The sequence below is a fragment of the Embleya sp. NPDC059213 genome, assembly GCF_042754445.1.
Lineage (GTDB): Bacteria > Actinomycetota > Actinomycetes > Streptomycetales > Streptomycetaceae > Embleya.
On record NZ_JBHZAV010000147.1, the window covers coordinates 1 to 22,521 of the forward strand.

Sequence of the window (22,521 nt, forward strand, 5' to 3'; positions counted from 1 at the left end):
CAGCCGGGGCGACCGGGTCGGTCCGGCGGTAGCGCACCCAGTCGGCGACCGCGCCGCCGATGAAGCCGGCACACCCGCCCCACAGCAGACCGAGCACCAGGGTCCACAGGTAGTCCGCGTGCAGCGACACCGACGCGCCCGGGGACACCACTCCGCCCAGGATGTTCACCGCGACCTTGAGCTGGAGCTGCATCAGATAGGCGACGACCAGCAGGCCGCCCGCGAGGGTGACCGCGAACCGCCACGCGTGTTGCAACGGACGCACCGACGCGGGCGCGCGCAGCGCCATCACGGTCGCGCCGAGCAGCAGCAACAGCGCGGAGAACAGCGGGACGAACCACGCCCGCGAGTCGAACTCGGCCAGCCGGTCGATCCGGATCGGCAGACCGTCCCCGGCGGAAGCCTTGACCAACTTGCCCAGCGGGCCGGGCAGACCGAAGGAGAAACCGCCGACCTCGGTCGGCGCGCTGGTCGTGGCCTTCCACGGGATGCCCAGGCCGAGCGAGGCCAGCAACCAGACCGCGTTGGGCAGCGCGAAGAACATGCCGCCGATCATCCGCTTCGGCGCGGGCGCGGCGGCGGCCACGAACGGGGTGCCCACGATCCCGGTGACCACCGCGGTGATCAGTACCGCGAGCAGACCCGCGATCGGGGCCCGCAGCACCGCGCGGTGCCGCAGCCACCTGAGCGGCAGCGGCCCGCGCGCGGACACCGCGACCGTGGCCAGCAGGGTGATCAGCAACCACAACGCGCCGAAGACCAGCGTGCCGCTCACCTCGGTCTCGAACCGGGCCGCCGCGCCGAGATCGAAGATGCCGATCAGATCCTGCGCCTGCCCGCCGCTCACCTGGGAGACGAACTCGTCGATCGGCAGCGAGTCCCTGCCCAGCGACACCACCACGCCCAGCGCGGCCATGGTGAACACCAGGACCCGCACGCCGTGCACGACCAGATCCAGCGCGCCGATCACCAGCCGATGACGCAGCGGACGCAGGAACAACCAGCCCAGCACGAGCGCGCCGATCAAACCGATGCCGAGCAGCATGATGTCGACCTTGCCGCTGCCCTGCGCGAGCGAGACGTCGCCGGTGAGTCGGCTGAGGATGTCGTTGCTCGGAGTGCCCTCCTCGGCGCCCTTCAGGTCGACCGTGCCACCCACCGCCAGCGCGATCACCGCCGCGATCAGCGCGGGCATCGTGCTCGACGGCAGGCTGTTCGCGCCCAGCAACCACAACGCCAGCCACGCCGCCACGGCCATCGCCACGAACGCGGCGAGCACCGCGCCGAGCGCGTGCAGCCAGGGGGCCACGCCGCCCCACGGCGCCGGGCCCGCCGGTGGTCGGGCCGAAGGCGGGTCGTGCTGCGGTGCGTTGTGCTGTTGCTGGTTCCAGGACACAACCGCTCCTGTCACGTGCGACCCGACTGCCGGATGAGCGGGACAAACTCGACTATCGAGCGCACCGACGCGCGCGTCAACGGATTCGGCCGTACTGCGCACCCGCGAGTGCGGCCCGGGCGTGGTTGTCATCCTCCGTCAGAGTGGTTTCCCTGCCCTCAAGGATGAGAAAGCCTGCCCGAGCGGCCCCCGCGTCCCTACACTCTCCAAGAGTGGGGGACAGCTACGCGCCAGAAGGACCGGCAGTGCCGCACCTGACCGTCGGCACCAGCGCCGGAACGCCCGTGATCCTGGATCCCGGGCGGGAACACATCGTCGGTCGTGACCCGTCCTGTGCGATCGTGCTCGACGATCGCCGTGTGTCGCGCCGGCACGCGGTCCTGCGAGTGGGCGCCGACGGCTGGGAGTTCGTCGACGGCAACAGCGTCAACGGCTCGTGGATGCGCGGCAATCGGGTGCATCGCGTGGTCGTGGGCCAGGGCTGCGAGGTGTTGCTCGGCGACCCGGACGACGGCGACCCGCTGCGCCTCGCGCCGGAGTCGACCGCCACCGAGGTGGTGCCGCCGCGCGTGGTGCACCATGACCACGTACAGATTCCCGAGCCGCCGCGCCGGAGCGAACCGCCGCCGCGCCGCGCCGAACCACCGCGCACCCCCGAACCGCCCTATGTGCCCCAGCCGCCCCGGCAAGTGCCGGACCGCGCCCGCCCGTTGGGCCGCGCGCAGATCGGTGCCGGGCCGCCCGCGGATCCGCGCCCGAGCGTGGACCGGGCGCCGAGCATGGTCATCCCGCTCCCGGTGCGCACCCTGCGGATCGGCCGCGCGCTGGACAACGACCTGGTGCTCACCGACCTGATGGTCTCCCGGCACCACGCCGAGCTGCGCACCACGCCCGGCGGCCGGCGCGAGATCGTCGACCTGGGCAGCCACAACGGCACCTACCTCAACGGGCAGCCGATCGAACACGCGCTGCTCGGCGAAGCAGACCTGGTCGGCATCGGGCACGCCACCTTCCGGCTCGACGGCCAGGAGTTGCGCGAGTTCATCGACACCGGCGAGGTGTCGCTGGAGGTGCAGAACCTCACCGTCACGGCCGGCAAAAGAGTCCTGCTCGACAACGTCTCCTTCCCGCTCGCCGAGCGCAATCTGCTGGCCATCGTGGGCGGTTCGGGCGCGGGCAAGTCCACCCTGCTCGGCGCGCTCACCGGCAGCCGGCGCGCCGCCAGCGGCAAGATCCTCTACGACGGCCGCGACCTCTACGCGAACAACGCCGAACTGCGCCAGCGGATCGGCTTGGTGCCGCAGGACGACATCCTGCACGCCCAGCTCACCGCGCGCACCGCGCTGCGTTACGCCGCACAGTTGCGCTTCCCCGAGGACACCGAGGCGTCCGAGCGCGAGCGCCGGGTCGAGGAGGTGATCGCCGAGCTGAGCCTGGACAAGATGCCGCGCGGCGCCACCGCGCCGTACGCCGACACCAAGGTCAGCAGCCTCTCCGGCGGCCAGCGCAAACGGGTGAGCGTGGCCGTCGAACTGCTCACCAAGCCGTCCGTGTTGTTCCTGGACGAGCCGACCTCCGGCCTGGACGAGGGCCTGGAACGCTCGGTGATGGAGAAGCTGCGCGAACTCGCCGACGACGGCCGCACGGTCATCGTGGTCACCCACAGCACCCGCAGCCTGAACGTGTGCGACCGGGTGCTGGTACTCGCCCCGGGCGGTCGGATCGCCTTCTTCGGACCGCCGGACGAGGCGCTGCCGTTCTTCGGCAAGGGCGACTGGCCCGAGGTCTTCAAGATGTTCGACGACGAGCCGGACCGCGACTACGAGGGTCCGTTCCGCCGTTCGGAACTCTACGGCCGATACATAGAGGTGGGCCGCGACCGGGCGCACGCCGAACAGGGCGAGCGACCGCAGGCGAAACCGCCCAAGCCGCAGGGCTGGTTCTCCCAACTCGGCACGCTCTCCAGGCGCTACCTCGCGGTGATCGCCTCGGACCGCAAATACCTGGCGCTGCTGGCGATAGCGCCGCTGTTCCTGGGGATGTTGTGCCGGGTGATCCCCGGCAAGCTGGTCAGCCCGGAGGGGTCGCCGCCGGGTTCGAACCAGGAGGCGACCACCAAACTGCTCGTGCTGTTCGTGATCAGCGGCCTGATGGGCACCGCGACCGCGGTCAACGAGCTGATCAAGGAGCGCGCCATCTACCGGCGCGAACGCAGCGCCGGGCTCTCGGTGTCCGCCTACCTCGGCTCGAAGATGATCGTGCTCGGGATGATCTCCGCACTCCAGGGCGTGGTGCTCACCGCGGTCGCCCTGGTCGGGGAGAAGTTGCCCGCCAAGGGCGTGGTGATCAGCCCGCCGATCATCGAGATCGGCATCGCGGTGGTGCTGTCCGCGATAGCGGCGATGGCGGTGGGCCTGGTGGTCTCCGCCTCGATCGGCAGCGCGGAGTTGGCCATGCCGCTGCTCGTGGTGATCGCCATCGTGCAAGTGGTGCTGTGCGGCGGCCTGTTCCCGCTCAACGGCAAGGCCGGCATCGAGCAGATCTCCTGGCTGGCCCCGGCCCGCTGGGCCTTCGCCGCGGCCGGCAGCACGATAGATCTGGCCACCCAACTGCCGCGCAAACCCGGCGAGTCGCCGGATCCGCTGTGGAAGCACGACCCGAAGGTCTGGTACCGCAACATCGGCATCCTGACCGGCCAGATCGCCGTCTACGGCCTGATCGCGCTGCTCATGCTCCGGCGCCTGGACCCCAAGACCAAGCGCAAGCGCGGGAGCCGGTGAAGCTCGCGCCCGAGTGCGGCTCAGGCCCGGTCCGGCTCCAGGGCCGCGCCGTACGCCGCCACCATCGCCCGGCGACAGGCCCGCTCCAGCGGGGCGAGCGCGCCGAGCCGGGCGGATATCTCCGCCGCGCTGACCGCCGCGCCGTCCTCGCGACCGGCCACGGTCAACACCGCGTGGATGCGCCGCGCCTGGTCGAGCACCCGGCCGGCGCGACCCGGATGGCCGGGTGCGACCCGGGTGTCCGAGTCCTTGCGGTACAGCCCGGCCAGGGCGCGCTGCGCCGCCGGGCCGCCGCCGGCCACGTCCAGTCGGGTCAGGTCCTCGATCGCGTCGCGCATCGCCTCGGCCAGCTCGCGCTCCGCCTCGGCCAGGAACGGTCCCGGGGCGGGCCGGTCGCTCACCTCGATCATCTGCCAGGCGACCCGCACGGTGGCGTCGCCGTTCGAGCCGTGCCGGGTCACCCCGGGCACCAGGCCGTACGCGGCGCCCGGGGCGCCGACCGTGATCGCCGCCTCGCCCGCGTCCAGCGCCAGGTCGTTGAAGGCGGGCGGGCCGGGCAGCGCCAGCGGATCACCCGACACCGGCAGGGCCAGCCGCAGACCGGTCACGCCCAGCGCTCGCAGCCGACCCAGGGCCAGCGACAGGCCGACGGGCATGTTTTCGCCCGGTACGCCCGTCACCCGATGCGGTTCGTCCGTTCCGACGATCTCGGACACCGCGTCGTCGGGCGGTACGCGCCCGGCCAGCAGGGCATTGCCCCATGCGACGAGAAGTCCGGAGCGAGGTTCGGCAAGCATGCGGACAAGCGTAAGGGGCGTCACAACGCTCCCGGACACGACCGGAGGTCGCTCGGTGTCATAGGTTTCTCCCGGACCGGGTGCAACAACGCGGACCACGGAGCGAGGCGGTGATCCCACACAAGGGGATGCCGTCCGGCGGCGTAGCGCACGATGGGGAGCTGGCAGGCGATGAGCGACGTTCTCGAACTGGTTGACGTATCGGTGGTGCGCGACGGTCGCCCTCTGGTGGACCAGGTCACCTGGTCGGTCGCGGAAGGCGAACGCTGGATCGTCGTCGGCCCCAACGGCGCCGGCAAGACCACGGTGCTGCAACTGGCGTCCACCTATCTGTTCCCCACCACCGGCACGGTCGCCGTGCTGGGCGAGAAGCTGGGCACGGTCGACGTGTTCGAGCTGCGACCGCGGGTCGGGATGGCCTCGGCGGCGCTTACCGACAAGCTGCCGCGCCGCGAGCGGGTGCTGGACATCGTGCTGACCTCGGCCTACGGGATGACGGCCAAGTGGCACGAGCGCTACGACGCCGAGGACGAGCAGCGCGCCCGCCGGCTGCTCGACCAGTTGGGCATGGCGGAATACGTCGAGCGCCGGTTCGGCACGCTGTCCGAGGGCGAGCGCAAGCGGGTGCAGATCGCCCGTGCGCTGATGACCGACCCCGAGCTGTTGCTGCTCGACGAGCCGGCCGCCGGGCTCGACCTGGGCGGGCGCGAGGACCTGGTCCGCCGGCTCGGCACGCTGGCCGCCGACCCGTACGCGCCGTCGATGATCCTGGTCAGCCACCACGTCGAGGAGATCCCGCCCGGCTTCACGCACATCCTGATGATCCGTCAGGGACGGGTGATGGCGGCCGGCCCGATCGCCGACACGCTCAACTCGCGCAACCTTTCGCACTGCTTCGGTCTGCCGCTGATCGTCGAGCAGCAGTACGGGCGTTGGTCCGCCCGCGGGCTGCCGATGCCGGAGGCACCGGAGACGCAGGGCTGACCCGAGCCGCTTCCCCGGCTGATCGTTTTCGGCCGAGAAGCATCTGCTGCTCGGCGCGCCCACGATCTACGATGAACACGTGGACGCATGGATGTGGTGGCTCATCGCGGTCGGGGCGTTCGGCATCGTCGGGGTGCTCAGCTCCTTCGTGGAGATGGGCATGTTCGCGGTCGGGGCCGCCGCCGCGGCTGCGGCCGCCGGCGCCGGTGGCAACTTCCTGATCCAGTGCATCGTGTTCGCCCTCGTGTCGATCGCACTGCTCGTGTTCGTGCGCCCGATCGTGGTCCGGCACAACAACTCGCCCGGAACCCGCACCGGCATCGAGGCACTCAAGGGCACCAGCGCCGTGGTCCTGGAACGCGTCGACGAGAACGGCGGCCGGATCAAGCTGGCCGGCGAGGTCTGGTCGGCCCGCACCCTGGACTCCACCGCCGTGTTCGAACCCGGGGCTCGGGTGGACGTAGCGGACATCGTGGGCGCCACCGCAGTGGTGATGTGACGCCCGATCGATTGCGCCGATCGTGTTGACGTCCCACGTCGGCCCGCGAACCCCTAGGCTCGACACAGCCTTGCATTTCAAAGGCAACCGCAGGCAAGCAGGACCTCGGGAGAGATCGTGAAGGCCACCGCCGTCATCGTCCTGGTCGTACTCGTACTGCTGGTGGTCGTCGCCCTGGTCAAGACGGTCAAGGTGATCCCCCAGGCGAGTGCCGCCATCGTGGAGCGTTTCGGGCGATACACCCGCACGCTGCACGCCGGACTCAACATCCTCGTACCGTTCATCGACCGGATCCGGCAGATGATCGACCTGCGCGAGCAGGTCGTGCCGTTCCCGCCGCAACCGGTGATCACCGAGGACAACCTCGTCGTCCAGATCGACACCGTCATCTACTTCCAGGTCACCGACCCGCGCGCGGCCACCTACGAGATCGCCAACTACATCCAGGCGATCGAGCAGCTCACCATCACCACGCTGCGCAATATCATCGGTGGCATGGACCTCGAACAGACCCTCACCTCGCGCGAGGAGATCAACGCGGGGCTGCGCGGCGTGCTCGACGAGGCGACCGGCCGCTGGGGCATCCGGGTCAACCGGGTCGAGCTCAAGGCGATCGAGCCGCCGCCCTCCATCCAGGACTCGATGGAGAAGCAGATGCGCGCCGAGCGGGACAAGCGCGCGGCGATCCTGACCGCCGAGGGCCACCAGCGTTCGCAGGTGCTCACCGCCGAAGGTGACAAGGAAGCCGCCGTGTTGCGCGCCGAGGGTGAGCGCCAGGCCGCGGTGATCCGGGCCGAGGGTGAGGCGCGCGCGATCGAGACCGTCTTCGAGGCGATCCACGCGGGCGAGGTGGACAACAAGCTGCTCGCCTACCAATACCTCCAGATGTTGCCGAAGATCGCCGAGGGCAGCTCGAACAAGTTGTGGATCCTGCCCAGCGAGGTCACCCGCGCCCTGGAGGGCATCGGCGACGCGGTCGGCAATCTCGCCACGAACGGCTCCGGCCCGGCACACCGCGTGCCGCAGGTGCCGGTCGAGGAGGAGCCGGCCTGGCCCGGTTCGGGCACGCCCGTCCCGCAGGGGCGCAAGGCGCCGATCGCCAACGGCGCATCCTCGGTACCGCGTCCGTCCGCCGAGCCGCCCGCCGTGCCCCCGCCGCCGGCCGAGCCGCCGCGCCGGGGTGGACCGCCGGCCGGCGAGGTCGAACCTCCGCACATCGAGCGGGGTCATCGCCCGCCGCGATGAGCCGCCGGCCTCGGCTGCGATGATCTCTGGCGTTACGGCCGCGGGGACGCTCGACGTCCTCCCGGCGCCAGGATCGTCGCGGCGAAGCGGGTGCACATGGACTGGTGGGAAGCGTTGGCGATCTTCGCCGCGGGTATCGCGGCCGGCGGGATCAATACGGTGGTCGGATCCGGCACGCTGATCACCTTCCCGGTACTCCTCGCCTTCGGCTACTCGCCGGTGACCGCGAACGTGTCCAATACGATCGGCCTGGTGCCGGGTTCGATCAGCGGCGCGATCGGGTATCGCCGCGAACTCGAAGGCCAGCGGCCCCGGTTGATCCGGCTCGGGCTGGCCTCGCTGCTCGGCGGCCTGACCGGCGCGATCCTGCTGCTCACGCTGCCCGACAGCGCGTTCAAGGCGATCGTGCCGGCGCTGATCGTGCTCGCGCTGGTGCTCGTGGTGCTGCAACCGCGCCTGGCCAAGCGGCTGGCCGCCCGGCGGGCGGAGAACGGCTCGGCGTCGGAGGGGCCCCGGCACGGCGGCGCGTTGTTGTGGGTGGCCGTGTTCGGAACCGGCATCTACGGCGGCTACTTCGGCGCGGCGCAAGGCGTCCTGCTGCTGGCGCTGTTCGGCGTGTTCATCGCGGAGAACCTGCAGCGGATGAACGCGGTGAAGAACGTGCTCGCCGGCATCGTCAACGGCGTCGCGGCGATCGTGTTCATGCTCGTCGCCGACGTCGCGTGGTGGGTGGTGCTGTTGATCGCGTGCGGCTCGGTGATCGGCGGCCAGATCGGCGCCAAGGTCGGCCGCCGGCTGCCGCCCACGGCACTGCGCGCGGTGATCGTCGTGGTGGGCCTGGTCGCGGTGGTGCGGCTGCTGTTGTGACGACGGCATTGCGGGTTCGACCTCCCCTACCCTGGCCCCCTCGAATCGGGGAGGTGGCCGGATGGCCCTGGAGATGCGCGAACAGTGCGAACGATGCGAGGTGGCACTCCGTGCGCAGGATCCGGCCCGGATCTGCTCGTACGAATGCACCTTCTGCGAACCGTGCAGCGCCACGATGGACGACACCTGCCCCAACTGCGGCGGCGAACTCGTCCCCAGGCCGCGCCGCGCGGAACCGGCGGTCGGCTAGGCCCTGTCCGGCGGATCCCGGTGGATCGGGCCCGGGCCCGGGCCCGGTTCGCCGCCGACCTGCGGTGTCGTGAAACGATGCCCGGCATGCCGGTCACGTCGCACGCCGTAGGTCTCGCCGCAGGGGTCGTCCTGGACGCCGCCTTCGGCGACCCCCGCCGAGGTCACCCCGTGGCCGGCTTCGGGAGTGCGGCCGGTCGGCTGGAACAAGCCCTGTACCGCGACGACCGCGCCCGCGGCCTCGGCTACACGGCGCTGTGCGTCGGCGCCGGCGTCGGCCTGGGCCTGGCCCTGCGTCGCGCCGTCGCCGGCCGCCCCCTCGCCGACGCCGTGGTCACCGCCGGCTGCACGTGGGCCGTCCTCGGCGGCACCACCCTGCGCCGCGAGGCCCGGCTGATCGCCGCCCCGCTGGTGGTCGGCGACCTGCCCGCCGCCCGAGCCGCGCTGCCTCGCCTGGTCGGCCGCGACCCGGCCCGCCTGGACGACAAGGGCATCGCCCGCGCCGTCGTCGAATCGGTCGCCGAGAACACCTCCGACGCCGTGGTCGCCCCGTTGTTCTGGGGCGCCGTCGCGGGCGTTCCGGGCCTGCTGGGCTACCGCGCGATCAATACCCTCGACGCGATGGTCGGCCACCACACGCCGCGGTACGAGAACTTCGGCTGGGCCTCGGCCCGCCTGGACGACGCGGCCAACTGGCTGCCCGCCCGCCTCACCGGCCTGCTCACCGTCGCCGCCGCCCCCGTCGTCGGCGGCGACCCGGCCCGCGCCCTGGCGGTGCTGCGTCGGGACGGCGGCAGCCACCCCAGCCCCAACGCGGGCCGCTGCGAGGCGTCCGCCGCCGGGGCCCTGGACGTGCGCCTGGGGGGCCGCAACGTCTACGCCGGCCGCACCGAGGACCGCCCCGCGCTCGGCGACGGCCCACCGCCGAGCCCCACCGACATCCACCGCGCGAACCGACTCAGTGCCGCCGTCGGCCTGGCCTCGGCGGCACTGGCCGTCGCCGTCGTCGCCGCCCGCGCCGCGACGCGCGCCCGCGGGACGCGTCGATGACCGGCGCGCCCTCGGCCCGGACCCGTACGGCACCCCGCCTCCGAAAGGCCATGCGATGAACGGCGCCCTCCTGGTGGCCGGCACCACCTCCGACGCGGGCAAGAGCGTCGTGGTCGCCGGGCTGTGTCGACGGCTCGCCCGCGAGGGCGTCAAGGTCGCGCCGTTCAAGGCGCAGAACATGTCGCTCAACTCGATGGTCACCGCCGACGGCGCGGAGATCGGCCGCGCCCAGGCGATGCAGGCCGCCGCCGCGCGGATCGAGCCGGAGGCGGTGATGAATCCGGTGCTGCTCAAGCCCGGCGGGCTGATGAGCAGTCAGGTCGTGCTGCTGGGCAAGCCGATCGCCGAGGTCGGCGCGCTGAACTACCGGGACCTGAAGCCGCGTTTGTTCGAGGCCGTGCTGGAGTCGCTGGCCGACCTGCGGGCGCGCTACGACGTCGTGGTGTGCGAGGGCGCGGGCAGCCCGACCGAGATCAACCTGCGCGACCGCGACATCACCAACATGGGCCTGGCCCGGGCCGCGAACCTGCCGGTGCTCGTGGTCGGCGACATCGACCGGGGCGGCATCTTCGCGTCCTTCTTCGGCACCCTCGCGCTGCTCTCGGCCGAGGACCAGGCGCTCGTCTGCGGTTTCGTGATCAACAAGTTCCGCGGCGACGCGCGCCTGCTCGACCCGGCGCTGAAGCGAATGCGCGAACTCACCGGGCGTCCCGTCCTGGGCGTGCTGCCGTTCCTGGGCGGCCTGTGGCTGGACGTGGAGGACTCGCTCGCGCTCGACGCCGACCGGGGCACGCCCGAGCCGCCGCTGGGCCCGGACATCCTGCGGGTCGCGGTGTTGCGGCTGCCGCGGATCAGCAACTTCACCGACATCGACGCGCTTTCCGTCGAACCCGGCGTCGTGGTGCGCTTCGTGAGCACGCCCGGCGAGATCGCCGACGCCGACCTGGTGGTACTGCCCGGCACCCGGGCCACCGTCGCCGACCTGGCCTGGCTGCGCGAACGAGGCCTGGACACCGCGCTGGCCCGCCGCGTCGCCGAGGACCGGCCCGTGCTCGGCATCTGCGGCGGCTACCAGATGCTCGGCGGGTGGATCCACGACGACGTGGAGAGCCGCGCGGGCAGCGTGCCCGGTCTGGGCCTGCTCCCGGTCCGGATACGCTTCGCCGCCGACAAGACGCTGGCCCGCGCACGCGGCTTCGCCGACGGGGAGCCGGTGACCGGGTACGAGATCCATCACGGCATCGTCGACGTCGAGGCCGGCGAGCCGGTGTTCACCGCCGCCGACGGCAGCGCGCTGGACGGCTGCCGGGTCGGCGCGGTGACCGGCACGCTGTGGCACGGCGCGCTGGAGAACGACGGATTCCGCCGGGCGTTCCTGACCCGGACCGCCGAACTCGCCGGCCGACGGTTCCGCGTCTCGCCCGACACCTCGTTCGAGGCGGCCCGGCAGCGCCGGCTGGACGCGCTGGGCGATCTGGTCGCCGACCACCTGGACAACGCGGCGGTGGACCGACTGATCACCGCGGGCGCCACCCCCGGTCTGCCCTTTGTGCCACCCGGCGCGTAGATCCGGGGGAAATACCCCGGACGAGTTGCCGCCCGATCGCCGATGATGGGATTTCGGGGCGTTCACGCACGTGCAGACGGGGCGGAAGGGCGGGGGTCACCATGCGGATCCTGCTGGCCGGAGACACGCACGGCAATACCGGGCACGTGCGGCGGCTGCTCGACGCCGCCGCCGGGCTCGACGTCGATCTGGTCTTCCAACTAGGCGACTTCGGCTTCTGGGAGCACGAGGCGTCCGGCGTGCGCTACCTGGACGAGGTCAACCGCGCCGCCCGCTCGCGCGGCGTCGACGTGTACTTCCTGGACGGGAACCACGACAAGACCTCGCTGCTGATGCAGTCCTACGGCGACCGGCGGGACGAACACGGCTTCGCGATCGTGCGCCCCCGGGTGCGCTACGCGCCCCGCGGGCACCGCTGGTCCTGGCGCGGGACCAACTTCCTCGCCTTCGGCGGTGCGCTCTCGCTGGACCGCGAGCAGCGGCTGGCCGAGGAGCGCCGGCGCTACGAGAAGGCACTGCGCAAGGAGAGCTTCCGGCGCGGCGCGGGTCGCCCGCCCGGCGACGTGCGCGACTTCGCGGGCAGCCTGTGGTTCCCCGAGGAGGAGGCCACCGACGCGGACGTGGAGGCCGTCCTGGCCGACCCCGCGCCGGTCGACATCCTGCTCACCCACGACAAACCGCTGCGTACCGCGCCCGAGTTCAACCGCAAGGGCGACCCGCGCTGCGTGCCCAACCAACAACGCGTCCAGTGCCTGGTGGACGCCTACCGACCCGCCCTGGCCGCGCACGGCCACCTGCACTTCCGGTACACCGAGGAACTGGTCCACCCGGACGGCTCGTGCACCCGCGTCGAGGGCCTGGCCGCCGACCCGATGGCCTCCTACGACGTGCCCGGCTACCACGTCCCCGACTCCTGGCACCTCCTCGATCTCGCCGACCCGACTCCGACCCCGACCGCGGAACCCGACGCCGACACCGTCGAGGCGGGCACCGGCTCCTGACGGCGGGGCCACGGGTCCGACGCCCCGCCGCCGTCGCCGCCTCGCGGTCGAGGCGGCAACCGGTCCGGACCGAGCCCGATTCGAGGCCGAACGGGCGGACCACGCACCGGCCGAGTCGGCCGGCCGCCGATGCACGAGCAGCGGGTACGACAGGGTGCGGACCCCGTGCCCACGGTGTCCGGGCACGTCGATAACCTCGGCGAACACATGATCGGATCGCCGATTCGGGGCCGGGGGCGGAATCATCGGGCCGGCGGTCCAGGGGAGGACTGGCATGTCCGACATGCCCACAGCCGCCGACGGCGCACATCCGCCGCGCGGCGCATCGACCAGTGGACCCACCGAGTCCGAGAGCGAGCACGAACGCCGGCCCGAGGGCCGGGACCCGGCGACGGCCGAGGTCCACCCGGAGCGGATACCCGCCGCCGGCGCCGGCGGCGACGACCCTGCCACCGCGCCCGCCGCCGCGCAGCCCGGCGCGCCCGCGACACTCGCCGCACCCCCGTACGCGCCGATTTCCCGAACGCCCGGATTCCCCGACGCCCAAGTCGGCTTCTACGGGCCCCTGCCCTTCATCCCGCCGCCCGACCAGCAGCGCCGCAACGCCCGTCGCCACCTGCTCGCCGCGGCCGCCGGCGTGCTCGCGATCCTGGCGCTGCTCGCATCCCTCGCCGTCGGCGGTGTCTTCGACACCCCCACCTCCCCGGCCGCCGCGCCGATCGCGGAGCAAAACGGTGCCGAGACCTCCTCGAAGACCGAGGACAAGGCCCCGGTCACCCGGATCGCGGTCGCCGACGTGGCCTTCCTGACCGACAACCGCACCCAGGCCCTGAAGGCCGGCAACGCCGACGCGTTCGTCACCGGCATCGACCCGGCCGCCGGCGAACTGCTGGCCGCCCAGCGCCGGTTGTTCGCCAACCTGCGGCTGTTCCCGTTCACCAGCGTCGAATTCCGGCCACCGACCGCGGCCATCGACGCGGGCACCGACGCGGGCCCGCTCACCCGCGACGTCAACGTCGTATTCGCCCACCAGGTGACCGGCGTGGACAGCGAGCCGATCGCCGAGCGCTACATCTGGACCCTCTCGCGCGCCTCGATCGACGCCCCGCTGCTGATCACCAAGATCGTCGGCGGCTCGACCCGAGGCGGCGGCAACGCCTACCCCGCGCCCTGGGACGAGAGCGAACTCGCGCTGATCGAACGCCCACACGTGCTGCTCGCCGTCCCCGCCAAGAACAAGGCGAAGGCCGCGACCTGGGCCGACCGCGCGGAGAGCGCCCTCAAGAAGAACCTGGCGGTGTGGAAGGGCCCGACCATCACGCCGCAGCGCTACGTCGTCTACATCACGCCCGACCACGACACCTTCACCCGTGCGCTGTCCGGCAACGACCTGCCCAACGTCACCGGCGTGTGCCGCACCATGCCGCCGGCCCGCCCGACCGGCCGCGACCAGCCGATGGCCGGCAGCCGGATCACCCTGGACGGCTCGGACAGCATGTTCACCAAGGGCGACAGCGAACAGCAGACCCACCTGATGCGACACGAACTCGGCCACGCGATGGTCGCCGAGTTCGAACGCGGCGGCGAGGGGCCGCCGCTGTGGGTCTCCGAGGGCTTCGCCGAATACCTCGCCTGGACCGACCTCTCGCTCGCCGAGTGGTTCCAGCCGGACGCCCGCGAGCAGGTTCGGGCGGGCAAGTTCAGCGGCAAGCTGCCCACCGACGCCGAGGTCAACTCGCCCGACGTGAAGACCTCGACCGTCGGCTATCACTACAGCATGCTCACCATCCGCTACATCGCGGAGAAGTACGGCGCGGCCAAGGCCGACTCGTTCGTGGTCGCCGTCTACAAGGACTCCACCCCGGCCGCCCTGGACGCCGCGCTCAAGGAGGCGACCGGCCTGGACCGGGACACCTTCGAGAGCAACTGGGCCAAGTACGTCAAGACCAAGGTGGGCAACTGACGTGCACCCGTACGACCCGTACGGCGTATGGCCGCACGCCGTCGAACCACGGCGCTCCCGACCGTGGGCGATCTGCGTCGCACTGCTCGGCGGCCTGCTCTCGTTCTCCTTCGTGCTCGGCGCACTCTCGACCGGTGGCCGGTTCGTCCGACTCGACAGCGCCGAACGACTGCTCGGCCACGACGGGTCGACGTCGGACCCGGCCGCCGACCACGCCGCCCCCGGCACACCCGCCGCACCCGGGCCGGGAGACGCGACCGCGTACTCCGACCGGATCGGCAACCGCGCGTACGCCCGGCTGGCCGCCCTGGTCGCTAACCGGTCGGCGGCCTTCGAGCGCGGCGACGAAGCCGCCTTCCTGGCCCGGGTCGACCGGCAGGACCCGACCCTGTTCGACGGCCAGCGCCGGTTGTTCACCAACCTGCGGAAGGTGCCCTTCGACACCGCCCGCTGGCGGCCGATCGGCGCCGGCAGGACGGTCACCGCCGACGGCTCCAGCCCGGACCGGGCCGGCACCGCCGCCGCCTGGCCGGTGACGGTCAGCGCGAACGTCGCCTTCGAGCACGCCATCACCGGCGTCGACCTGAGTCCCGTCCCGGAGACCTACGTCTGGAAGGCCCGCTGCACCGGTCCCGACGACCCGTGCACCCTGGTCGACCTGGCCGGCGCCGGCGACGCCGACACCGAGACGGGCTTCGCCGGCTACCCCGCCGCGTGGGACCTGTGGGACCTGCGCGTGGAACGGCGCCCGCACGTACTGCTGATGGCCCCCGGGCCCGACGCGGCCGCGCTGCGCCGGAGCGCGGACCTGGCCGAACAGGCCGCCGTGTACACGCTCGGCGCCTGGAAGGGCGGCGCCGGCACCTCGCCCGGCTTCGCCCTCGTGCTGACCTCGTCGCGAGCGTCCTTCGGCAGGCTGTACAGCAGCGACGACGTGCAGGAGTGGGCGGCGGGCTACGCACTGGCCATGCCCGGGACCGACCGACCCGTCGGCGGCGTGCGCATGGTGGTGGACGACGACCAACTGGCCGGCGACGCGGCCTTCGCGCCGCTCCTGCTCCGGCACGAGATGACGCATGCCCTGGTCGCCCCCCTGGCCCGGTCCGGCCGCGATGCCGAACTGCCGACCTGGCTGGCCGAAGGGTTCGCCGACTGGCAGGCGGAGGCCGACCGGCCGCTCGCACCGGTGGTCACCCACAACATCCGCGCACTGATCGACCGGGGCGGATTCACCGGCACACCGCCCGCCGAGGAAGACTTCGAGACCAGCGACGAGGATCGGGTCGAGAACGCCTACAACCTGGCCCACCTGATGGTGCGCTACCTGGCCCGGACCTTCGGCGCGGAGCGGGTGTGCGCGTTCTACACGGACGTCGTCACCGGCCGCCACGTGTCCGTGGACGAGGCGCTGACCGCGACCTTCGGCGTCGCACCGGACCGACTCCGCAGCGACTGGGCGGCCTGGATCCGCAAGACCGTCTGACCACCGGGCCCGCGGACGACGAGGCCGCCGGGGGACACGCAGCCCCCGGCGGCCTCGCCCGGTCCTCACCCGCGGTCCGGCGTCAGGCGCCCATCGCGAGCACCGGCGGCCGTACCGGCTCGGCCAACCACTGCGCGCCCTCGACATCCGCCACGCCGAACGCGAGCACCAGCGCCCGGGTCGCCGACGGCTCGTACGGCTCGAACAACAACCGCATCCCGGCCTCGACCGGCGTCCGGGCCGCCTTGCGCTGATTGTCGTTCCCGCACGCGGCGACGGTGTTCAGCCACGAGTCCGCGCCACCACGCGAACGCGGCAACACGTGGTCCACCGTGGTCGCCCGCCCACCGCAGTACGCGCAGCGCCGATTGTCCCGAAGCAGCACCCCCCGACGCGACCACGCGGCCTGTTGTCGGAACGGCACCCGGACGAACTTGAGCAACCGGATCACCCGCGGCAGCGGAATCTCCAAAGTCGCGGCCCGCACCACCCGGCCGGGAGCGACATGCTCGACGACCGCCTTCTCCTGCAGTACCAACACGAGCGCGCGCTTGAACGACACCGTCGCCAGCGGCTGGTACGTCGCGTTCAGCACCAACGTCTCCCGCATGCGACCTCCCCTCACCTGGTCGACGAGGGGAGAAGCGAGCGCACCCGGACGCGCACCGAACCGGCCGGGCGCGACCACGCGCTCAGCTTTGGGGCGGTGCTGCGACGCTCATGCGCACCCTTCGACTCGACGAACCGTCAGTACGGACAACTCGACCACTGTGCCTTTTCGACGATCACCGGGACAACGCAATTACCGGACGGGAATTCGCGCCAAGCCGGCCGAAAGTACTCGGCCGCAGCCGGCGCGGCGGTCACTGCGCGTACGTGTTGACCAGCACCGCCCGCGCGAGCGTGTGCGAGAACAGGTTGAAGCCGACGAAGGCCGGCGTGGCGTTCTCGTCCACGCCCAGCCGGTCCACGTCCAGCGCGTGCACGGTGAAGACGTACCGGTGCGGGTAGTGCCCGGGCGGCGGCGCGGCGCCGACGTAGCCCGCACCGCCGGTGTCGTTGCGCACGTGGAAGGCACCCGCGGGCAGCGCCTTGCCGTCGGCCGTACCCGCGCCGGTCGCCAACTCGGTGACGTCCGCCGGGACGTCCACCACGACCCAGTGCCAAAAGCCGCTGTGCGTGGGCGCATCCGGGTCGAAGCAGGTGACCGCGAAGCTCTTGGTGCCGGCCGGGAACCCGGACCAGGACAACTGCGGCGACACGTCCTCGCCGCCCGCCCCCATCACGCCGCTGACCTGAGCGGTCGGCAGGGTCCGACCATCCGTCAGGTCCCGGCTGGTGACCGCGAACGACGGCCGCTCGGGCAGATAGTCGTAGGGCATCGACGGCTTGTTGGGCTCGGTCACGCCGGGGCTCCGATCGTGCTGGGCGGCACCCGACCGCGTGCCGGGCACCTCGTTCGAACGAGCCTATTCTCACGGTCGGCCGAACCAGCGAAGATCGCATAGGTATCCTCGCGCCAACGAGGGGGAGGCATCCGGGGTGACCCAGCCGACGCACGACAGCGGTGACTGCGCCGACGACGCTCCGTCCGGCATATCCGCCGAGCCCGCCGACCGAGCCGACCGCGACGAGGCGATACCGGGAGCCACACCGGCCCGGCCGCGATCGGTGGTGCGCCGACTCGCCGCGCCGCTGATCGCGCTGGTCCTCGCCGTCACCGCGCTGATCGTCTTCGGCGTCACCCTCAGCGACCCGGGCAGCGCCCGGCCCCGCGGCGGCGACGGCGCGATCGGCGGACCACGCCCGGGCACCGCGACCCCGGTGGCCCCCGCCCACGGCCCCACGATCGCCGCCGCCGACATCCAGACCCTGGCCGACCGCCGCACCCGGGCGCTGCTCGACCGGGACGAACAAAGCTTCACCGCGGACCTCGACCCGGACGTCCCCGACCTGGTCACCGGCCAACTGCGGCTGTTCGTCAACCTCGGCCGGATGTCCTTCGACCGGATCGGCTACCGCGTCGAGACCGTGCAGACCATGCCGGTCTCCGACGACCGGATCACCGCCTACGTCGACGTCTCCTTCGACCACCGGATCTCCGCCGCCGACACCGCCACCGTCGGCGAGGGCTACCGCTGGACCGTCATCCGAGCCGGCCCCGGCGCGCCACTCCTGATCACCGCCGTCGACGGCACCCCCTACGACGGGGCCGGCTACGCGTATGCCCGCGACTACCCCGCCCCGTGGGATCACGCCGACCTGACCGTGGTCCGCCGCGACCACGTGGTCGTCCTCGCCGACCCGGCCACCTCCGCCGGCGCCGAACGACTCGCCGACGACGCCGAGGAGGCCGCGCGCGCCGACATCGACATCTGGGCCGACGGCGGCCCACCCGGCACCGCCCCCGGCTTCGTGATCGTCCCGGTCGCCGACCGCGACACCTTCTACCGGCTGTACGGCGGGCGAACCGGCGAACACGGCGAGGAATCCGGCCTCACCTACGCCCTGCGCACCATCGACCCGGCCGGCAAGGGACGCTTCGGCGGCTCACGGATCGTCCTGGACACCACCTCGGGCTGGTTCACCTCGCCCAACCCGCAGCGCCTGGGCGAACTGCTGCGCCACGAGATGGCCCACGCGCTGGTCACCCCGCTGCGCAACGAGGTGCCCAACCAGGACCAACCCGTGTGGGTGGTCGAGGGCTTCGCCGACTGGCTCGCGCTGCGCGGCCGAACCCTGCTGGGCACCGACGAGCTGTACGAGGCCAGGACCTACCTCGCCGCGAACCGCTTCAGCGGCAAACTGCCCACGGACAACGAGCTGTACCAGGCCGACACGGTCGGCAACGCCGCCGCCTACGAACTCGCCCACCTGGCGATCCGCCGGATCGAGGAGATCGGCGGCTCGCCGGCCGTGTACGGCTTCGTCACCGCCGTCTACGCCGACCCGTCCCCGGCCGCGGTGGACGCGGCGATCGGCAGGGCGACCGGCATGCCCCGGGCCAAGTTCGAGGCGGACTGGGCGGCCCGGGTCCACGACCTCCTGGACGCGTGACCCACGGACCGCCCGACCCTCCTAGAACCAGCCGCGACGCTGTCCGAGTTCCTGGAACCAGCCGTGCAGAAAGGCGTTCCAGTCGGTCTGCTGCGCCGTGCCGTGATCCACGGTGAACCGCCGGATCGCGTCGCTCCCGCCGGAGAGCGCGCCGCCCTTCTTGTCGATCTCCAGGATCACCTCGGTCGCGTGCTCGGCCGACACGAAGGTCAACTCGACCTCGTTGATGCCACGCGCATACGCCTGCGGCGGGGTGAACTCGATCTCCTGGTAGAAGGGCAACCGCTGATCGACCCCGTGGATGCGCCCCTGCTCCAGGTCGGCCGCCCTGAAGTGGAAGCCCAGATTCCCGAACGCGTCCAGGATCAACGCCTGCGCCGGAAACGCGCCCACCGAGATCGGATCCAGATCGCCCTTGTCGATCGCCCGGTCGATGGCCAGCTCGGTCCGCACGCCGATCGTGGTCCCGCGCAACTGCACGCCGCGGAACGTGGTCAGCGGCGTCTCCCACGGCACCGGCAGCCGGAACTGCAGATCGTGCGTCGCACCCTCACGCAGCTCGAACTCGCCACCCACCTGCTGCCGACCGAACTCCACGTTCCGCCGCTGCTCGCCGTCCTGGGTCTCCACCTCGACGACCGCCTGGAATCCGACGAACAAGCCCTCGATCCGCTGATCGACCTTGCCGCCCTGGATCCGGATCCGTCCCTCGACCACGCCGCCCGGCGTGGTCTCCGTGCCGTGCAGGTCGGTCTCCACCGACGCGCCGCCCGCACCCATGCTCGCCATGAACTTCTTGAAAACCACGCGTACTCCCGATTCGAGGTCTCGGCGGCCCATTCCACCACGCGGGCCCGATCGGCTTAAGCTGGCTCGTCATGCGTGCCACCACCGCCGATCCCACCGACCCGCTGCCCCGCGCGTTCTTCGACCGCCCGGTCCTGGCCGTCGCCGCCGATCTGCTCGGCCGAACCGTGGTGCACGAAACCGACGCCGGCCCGGTCGAACTGCGGCTGACCGAGGTCGAGGCATACGACGGCGCCAACGACCCCGGCTCGCACGCCTTCCGCGGCAAGACCGCCCGCAACGCGACGATGTTCGGCCCACCCGGACACCTGTACGTCTACTTCACCTACGGCATGTACTACTGCGCCAACCTGGTCTGCGGCCCGCCCGGCCGCGCCTGTGGGGTGCTGCTGCGCGGCGGCGAGATCACCGCCGGCACCGCCCTGGCCCGCGCCCGCCGCCCCACCACCCGCAAGGACACCGACCTCGCGAGCGGCCCCGCCCGCCTGGCCATGGCCCTGGCCCTGGACCGCACCCAGGACGGCATCGACGTCTGCGACCCCACCGGCCCGGTCCGTGTCCTGTACGGCACCCCACCCGCTCGCCGCACCATCCGCACCGGCCCACGCACCGGTGTCGGCGGCGACGGAGCCGGCCAACCGTGGCGCTTCCACATCGCCGACGACCCGACGGTCAGCCCGTACCGGGCCCACCAGCCCCGCAAGCGCACCCCCAAGCCGGCCGCCGACGCCGGCCGGCAAAGCGGTTAGCGTCGAGGGCGGCCCGTCGGGCACCCTGTACATCCGCCCCATTCGCTGTATCGACCGAGGAGACCAGGCACTGTGACGGACATCGTCGACGAGTTGCGGTGGCGGGGCCTGCTGGCCCAGACCACCGACGAGGACGCGCTCAAGAAGGCGTTCGCGGACGGTCCCGTCACGGCGTATTGCGGGTTCGACCCGACCGCGGCCAGCCTGCACGTCGGCCACCTCACCCAGGTACTGACCCTGCGCCGGCTGCAACTCTTCGGCCACCGCCCGATCGCCCTGGTCGGCGGCGCCACCGGCCTCATCGGCGACCCCAAGCCGTCGGCCGAGCGCGCGATGAACGAGGTCACCACGGTCGAGGCATGGACCGACCGCATCCGCGGCCAACTCTCCGCGTTCCTCGACTTCGACGGCGCCGAGCCGAACACCGCGGTCATGGCGAACAACCACGACTGGATCTCGCAGCTCAGCATCGTCGAATACCTGCGCGACGTGGGCAAGCACTTCAGCGTCAACCAGATGCTCGCGCGCGAGACGGTGAAGTCCCGGCTCGCCGGCGAGGGCATGAGCTACACCGAGTTCAGCTACGTGCTGCTCCAGTCCTACGACTTCGTCGAGCTCTACCGCCGACACGGCTGCACGCTCCAGGTCGGCGGCAGCGACCAGTGGGGCAACATCACCGCCGGCCTCGACCTGATCCGTCGGATCACCGGCAACGAGCCGCACGGCCAGGCACACGCCGTGACCACCAACCTGCTCACCAAGGCGGACGGCACCAAGTTCGGCAAGACCGAGGGCGGAACGGTCTGGCTCGACCCCGAACTGACCACGCCGTACGCCTTCTACCAGTTCTGGCTGGGCGCCGACGACCGTGACGTGTCGCGCTACCTGCGCACCTTCAGCTTCCGCTCGCACGAGGAGATCGAGACCCTCGAACGCGAAAGCGAGGAACGCCCCGCCGCCCGCATCGGCCAACGCGCCCTCGCCGAGGAACTGACCACGCTGGTACACGGCGCCGACCAGTGCACCGCGGTGATCGAGGCCAGCAAGGCCCTCTTCGGCCAGGGCGACCTGACCGCCCTCGACGAGGCGACCCTCCGCTCGGCCGTCGCGGAACTCCCGAGCGCCCGACTGACCGAGACCCCGACGGTGGTCGACGCCCTGGTGGCCACCGGCCTCGCCCCGAGCAAGGGCGGCGCCCGGCGCACCATCAAGGAGGGCGGCGCCTACCTCAACAACGCCAAGGTGACCGACGAGGACGCGGTGATCACCGCAGCCGACCTGCTGCACGGCCGCTGGGCCCTGCTGCGCCGCGGCAAGCGCAACCTCGCCGCAGCGGAAATCACCGCCTGACACCGGTAGTTGATGGACCGTCAGCCACTCCATCGGATCACACGTCAAGCCGGTTCCCGACCCGTTCCACTGGGTATAGGGGACCGGCTTGACCCGTCCAAGAGGGTGGTTTAGGCTTGTACGAGTCGCTACTTCGGGAGATCCGGACAGGCGCGCCCTCAACACCGGCGCGATGGCCGATCCCACTGCGACTCACACCCCAACGATGCATCCGAAAACGGACGGCCTTCGGCCGCTCCGTACCTGTGGTGTCTCTGTGGTGGGTGTGACCCAGTAGAACCAGTGATCGACACAGCCCTTTGAACGCGCGGAATTTGATCATCCAAATTCCGGGGGTTTTATTCGTGCTGCAATTTATTACTGGGAATCGCATTCCCGGAATGAGATTCGGCTTTATCGCGGAAACCTGCTAAGGTTGAGGCATCGAGTGACCGGAGAGATCCGGAGCACGACGCGCGGCTCGCAAGCCGCCGGCACCGCAAGAAGATCGAGCGGGGTCGGTGGAGGCGGGAAAACGGGTCTGCTAAGCTCGGCGGGCCGGAAGCGAAAGAAACGAGAGTTTCCAAAGCGGAAAGCACGAGAAACGGACGAAAAGCGGGTCGCAGGATCTGCTAGAGTCCGGAAGGCGGAAAGCGCGGAAACGCGGTGGAAGCCGAAAGCGAGGAAAGCGAAGCCGC

Annotated in this window: 19 protein-coding genes; 14 read left to right on the forward strand and 5 right to left on the reverse strand. The window is 71.6% G+C overall.

Features of this window, described 5'->3' with window-relative positions:
- A partial coding sequence (locus tag ACFXMF_RS36000) for a streptophobe family protein (RefSeq protein ID WP_380020982.1) occupies positions 1 to 1,396 on the reverse strand: 1,396 nt, incomplete at its 3' end.
- 245 nt (positions 1,397 to 1,641) lie between these two features.
- Between ACFXMF_RS36000 and ACFXMF_RS36005 the strand changes: the two genes are divergently transcribed.
- Positions 1,642 to 4,176, forward strand: a complete 2,535-nt coding sequence (locus ACFXMF_RS36005) for an FHA domain-containing protein (RefSeq protein ID WP_360305392.1) — start codon at positions 1,642 to 1,644, stop codon at positions 4,174 to 4,176.
- A gap of 20 nt (positions 4,177 to 4,196) precedes the next feature.
- Here the strand turns inward: ACFXMF_RS36005 and ACFXMF_RS36010 are convergent, their stop codons facing one another.
- Positions 4,197 to 4,973, reverse strand: a complete 777-nt coding sequence (locus ACFXMF_RS36010) for a hypothetical protein (protein WP_360305394.1) — start codon at positions 4,971 to 4,973, stop codon at positions 4,197 to 4,199.
- A gap of 171 nt (positions 4,974 to 5,144) precedes the next feature.
- On the opposite strand from ACFXMF_RS36010, the gene ACFXMF_RS36015 reads away from it, so the two are divergent.
- From ACFXMF_RS36015 to ACFXMF_RS36060, 10 genes are all read left to right on the forward strand, one after another.
- Positions 5,145 to 5,957: an ABC transporter ATP-binding protein gene (locus ACFXMF_RS36015; RefSeq protein ID WP_360305396.1), complete on the forward strand. Its 813-nt coding sequence runs from the start codon at positions 5,145 to 5,147 to the stop codon at positions 5,955 to 5,957.
- 91 nt (positions 5,958 to 6,048) lie between these two features.
- On the forward strand, positions 6,049 to 6,456 hold the full coding sequence (locus ACFXMF_RS36020; protein ID WP_360305497.1) for an NfeD family protein: 408 nt from the start codon (positions 6,049 to 6,051) through the stop codon (positions 6,454 to 6,456).
- Between the two features lie 117 nt (positions 6,457 to 6,573).
- Positions 6,574 to 7,701: an SPFH domain-containing protein gene (locus ACFXMF_RS36025; RefSeq protein WP_360305398.1), complete on the forward strand. Its 1,128-nt coding sequence runs from the start codon at positions 6,574 to 6,576 to the stop codon at positions 7,699 to 7,701.
- Positions 7,702 to 7,797: 96 nt separating this feature from the next.
- Positions 7,798 to 8,568, forward strand: coding sequence for a sulfite exporter TauE/SafE family protein (locus ACFXMF_RS36030; protein WP_360305400.1), 771 nt, complete (start codon positions 7,798 to 7,800; stop codon positions 8,566 to 8,568).
- A 61-nt stretch (positions 8,569 to 8,629) separates the two neighbouring features.
- Positions 8,630 to 8,818 carry a DUF1272 domain-containing protein gene (locus ACFXMF_RS36035; protein ID WP_379987990.1) on the forward strand — a complete coding sequence of 63 codons (189 nt, stop codon included), beginning with the start codon at positions 8,630 to 8,632 and terminating at the stop codon, positions 8,816 to 8,818.
- 86 nt (positions 8,819 to 8,904) lie between these two features.
- On the forward strand, positions 8,905 to 9,867 hold the full coding sequence (locus tag ACFXMF_RS36040) for a cobalamin biosynthesis protein (protein ID WP_379987991.1): 963 nt from the start codon (positions 8,905 to 8,907) through the stop codon (positions 9,865 to 9,867).
- 55 nt (positions 9,868 to 9,922) lie between these two features.
- Positions 9,923 to 11,434: a cobyric acid synthase gene (locus tag ACFXMF_RS36045; RefSeq protein WP_360305406.1), complete on the forward strand. Its 1,512-nt coding sequence runs from the start codon at positions 9,923 to 9,925 to the stop codon at positions 11,432 to 11,434.
- Positions 11,435 to 11,535: 101 nt separating this feature from the next.
- Positions 11,536 to 12,435 (forward strand): metallophosphoesterase, encoded by a 900-nt coding sequence (locus tag ACFXMF_RS36050; RefSeq protein WP_360305408.1) that lies wholly within the window; start codon positions 11,536 to 11,538, stop codon positions 12,433 to 12,435.
- 274 nt (positions 12,436 to 12,709) lie between these two features.
- Positions 12,710 to 14,398, forward strand: a complete 1,689-nt coding sequence (locus ACFXMF_RS36055; protein ID WP_380017819.1) for a hypothetical protein — start codon at positions 12,710 to 12,712, stop codon at positions 14,396 to 14,398.
- A 1-nt stretch (position 14,399) separates the two neighbouring features.
- The gene (locus ACFXMF_RS36060) at positions 14,400 to 15,881 is read left to right on the forward strand and encodes a peptidase MA family metallohydrolase (protein ID WP_360305412.1); all 1,482 of its coding nucleotides are present in this window, start codon (positions 14,400 to 14,402) and stop codon (positions 15,879 to 15,881) included.
- A gap of 82 nt (positions 15,882 to 15,963) precedes the next feature.
- Here ACFXMF_RS36060 and ACFXMF_RS36065 read toward each other — a convergent pair whose 3' ends face one another.
- Together ACFXMF_RS36065 and ACFXMF_RS36070 are read right to left on the reverse strand one after the other, a co-directional pair.
- Positions 15,964 to 16,491 carry an HNH endonuclease gene (locus ACFXMF_RS36065; protein ID WP_360305414.1) on the reverse strand — a complete coding sequence of 176 codons (528 nt, stop codon included), beginning with the start codon at positions 16,489 to 16,491 and terminating at the stop codon, positions 15,964 to 15,966.
- 253 nt (positions 16,492 to 16,744) lie between these two features.
- Positions 16,745 to 17,287 carry a YbhB/YbcL family Raf kinase inhibitor-like protein gene (locus tag ACFXMF_RS36070; RefSeq protein WP_360305416.1) on the reverse strand — a complete coding sequence of 181 codons (543 nt, stop codon included), beginning with the start codon at positions 17,285 to 17,287 and terminating at the stop codon, positions 16,745 to 16,747.
- A gap of 136 nt (positions 17,288 to 17,423) precedes the next feature.
- On the opposite strand from ACFXMF_RS36070, the gene ACFXMF_RS36075 reads away from it, so the two are divergent.
- Positions 17,424 to 18,938: a hypothetical protein gene (locus tag ACFXMF_RS36075; protein WP_379992422.1), complete on the forward strand. Its 1,515-nt coding sequence runs from the start codon at positions 17,424 to 17,426 to the stop codon at positions 18,936 to 18,938.
- Between the two features lie 21 nt (positions 18,939 to 18,959).
- Here the strand turns inward: ACFXMF_RS36075 and ACFXMF_RS36080 are convergent, their stop codons facing one another.
- Positions 18,960 to 19,745: a sporulation protein gene (locus ACFXMF_RS36080; protein ID WP_360305420.1), complete on the reverse strand. Its 786-nt coding sequence runs from the start codon at positions 19,743 to 19,745 to the stop codon at positions 18,960 to 18,962.
- Positions 19,746 to 19,816: 71 nt separating this feature from the next.
- On the opposite strand from ACFXMF_RS36080, the gene ACFXMF_RS36085 reads away from it, so the two are divergent.
- Both ACFXMF_RS36085 and tyrS read left to right on the forward strand, forming a co-directional pair.
- A complete protein-coding gene (locus ACFXMF_RS36085) occupies positions 19,817 to 20,494 on the forward strand; it encodes a DNA-3-methyladenine glycosylase (RefSeq protein ID WP_360305422.1) in 678 nt (225 codons plus the stop codon).
- 72 nt (positions 20,495 to 20,566) lie between these two features.
- Positions 20,567 to 21,844, forward strand: a complete 1,278-nt coding sequence (gene tyrS, locus ACFXMF_RS36090; protein WP_360305424.1) for a tyrosine--tRNA ligase — start codon at positions 20,567 to 20,569, stop codon at positions 21,842 to 21,844.
- The last annotated feature ends 677 nt before the right edge of the window (positions 21,845 to 22,521 follow it).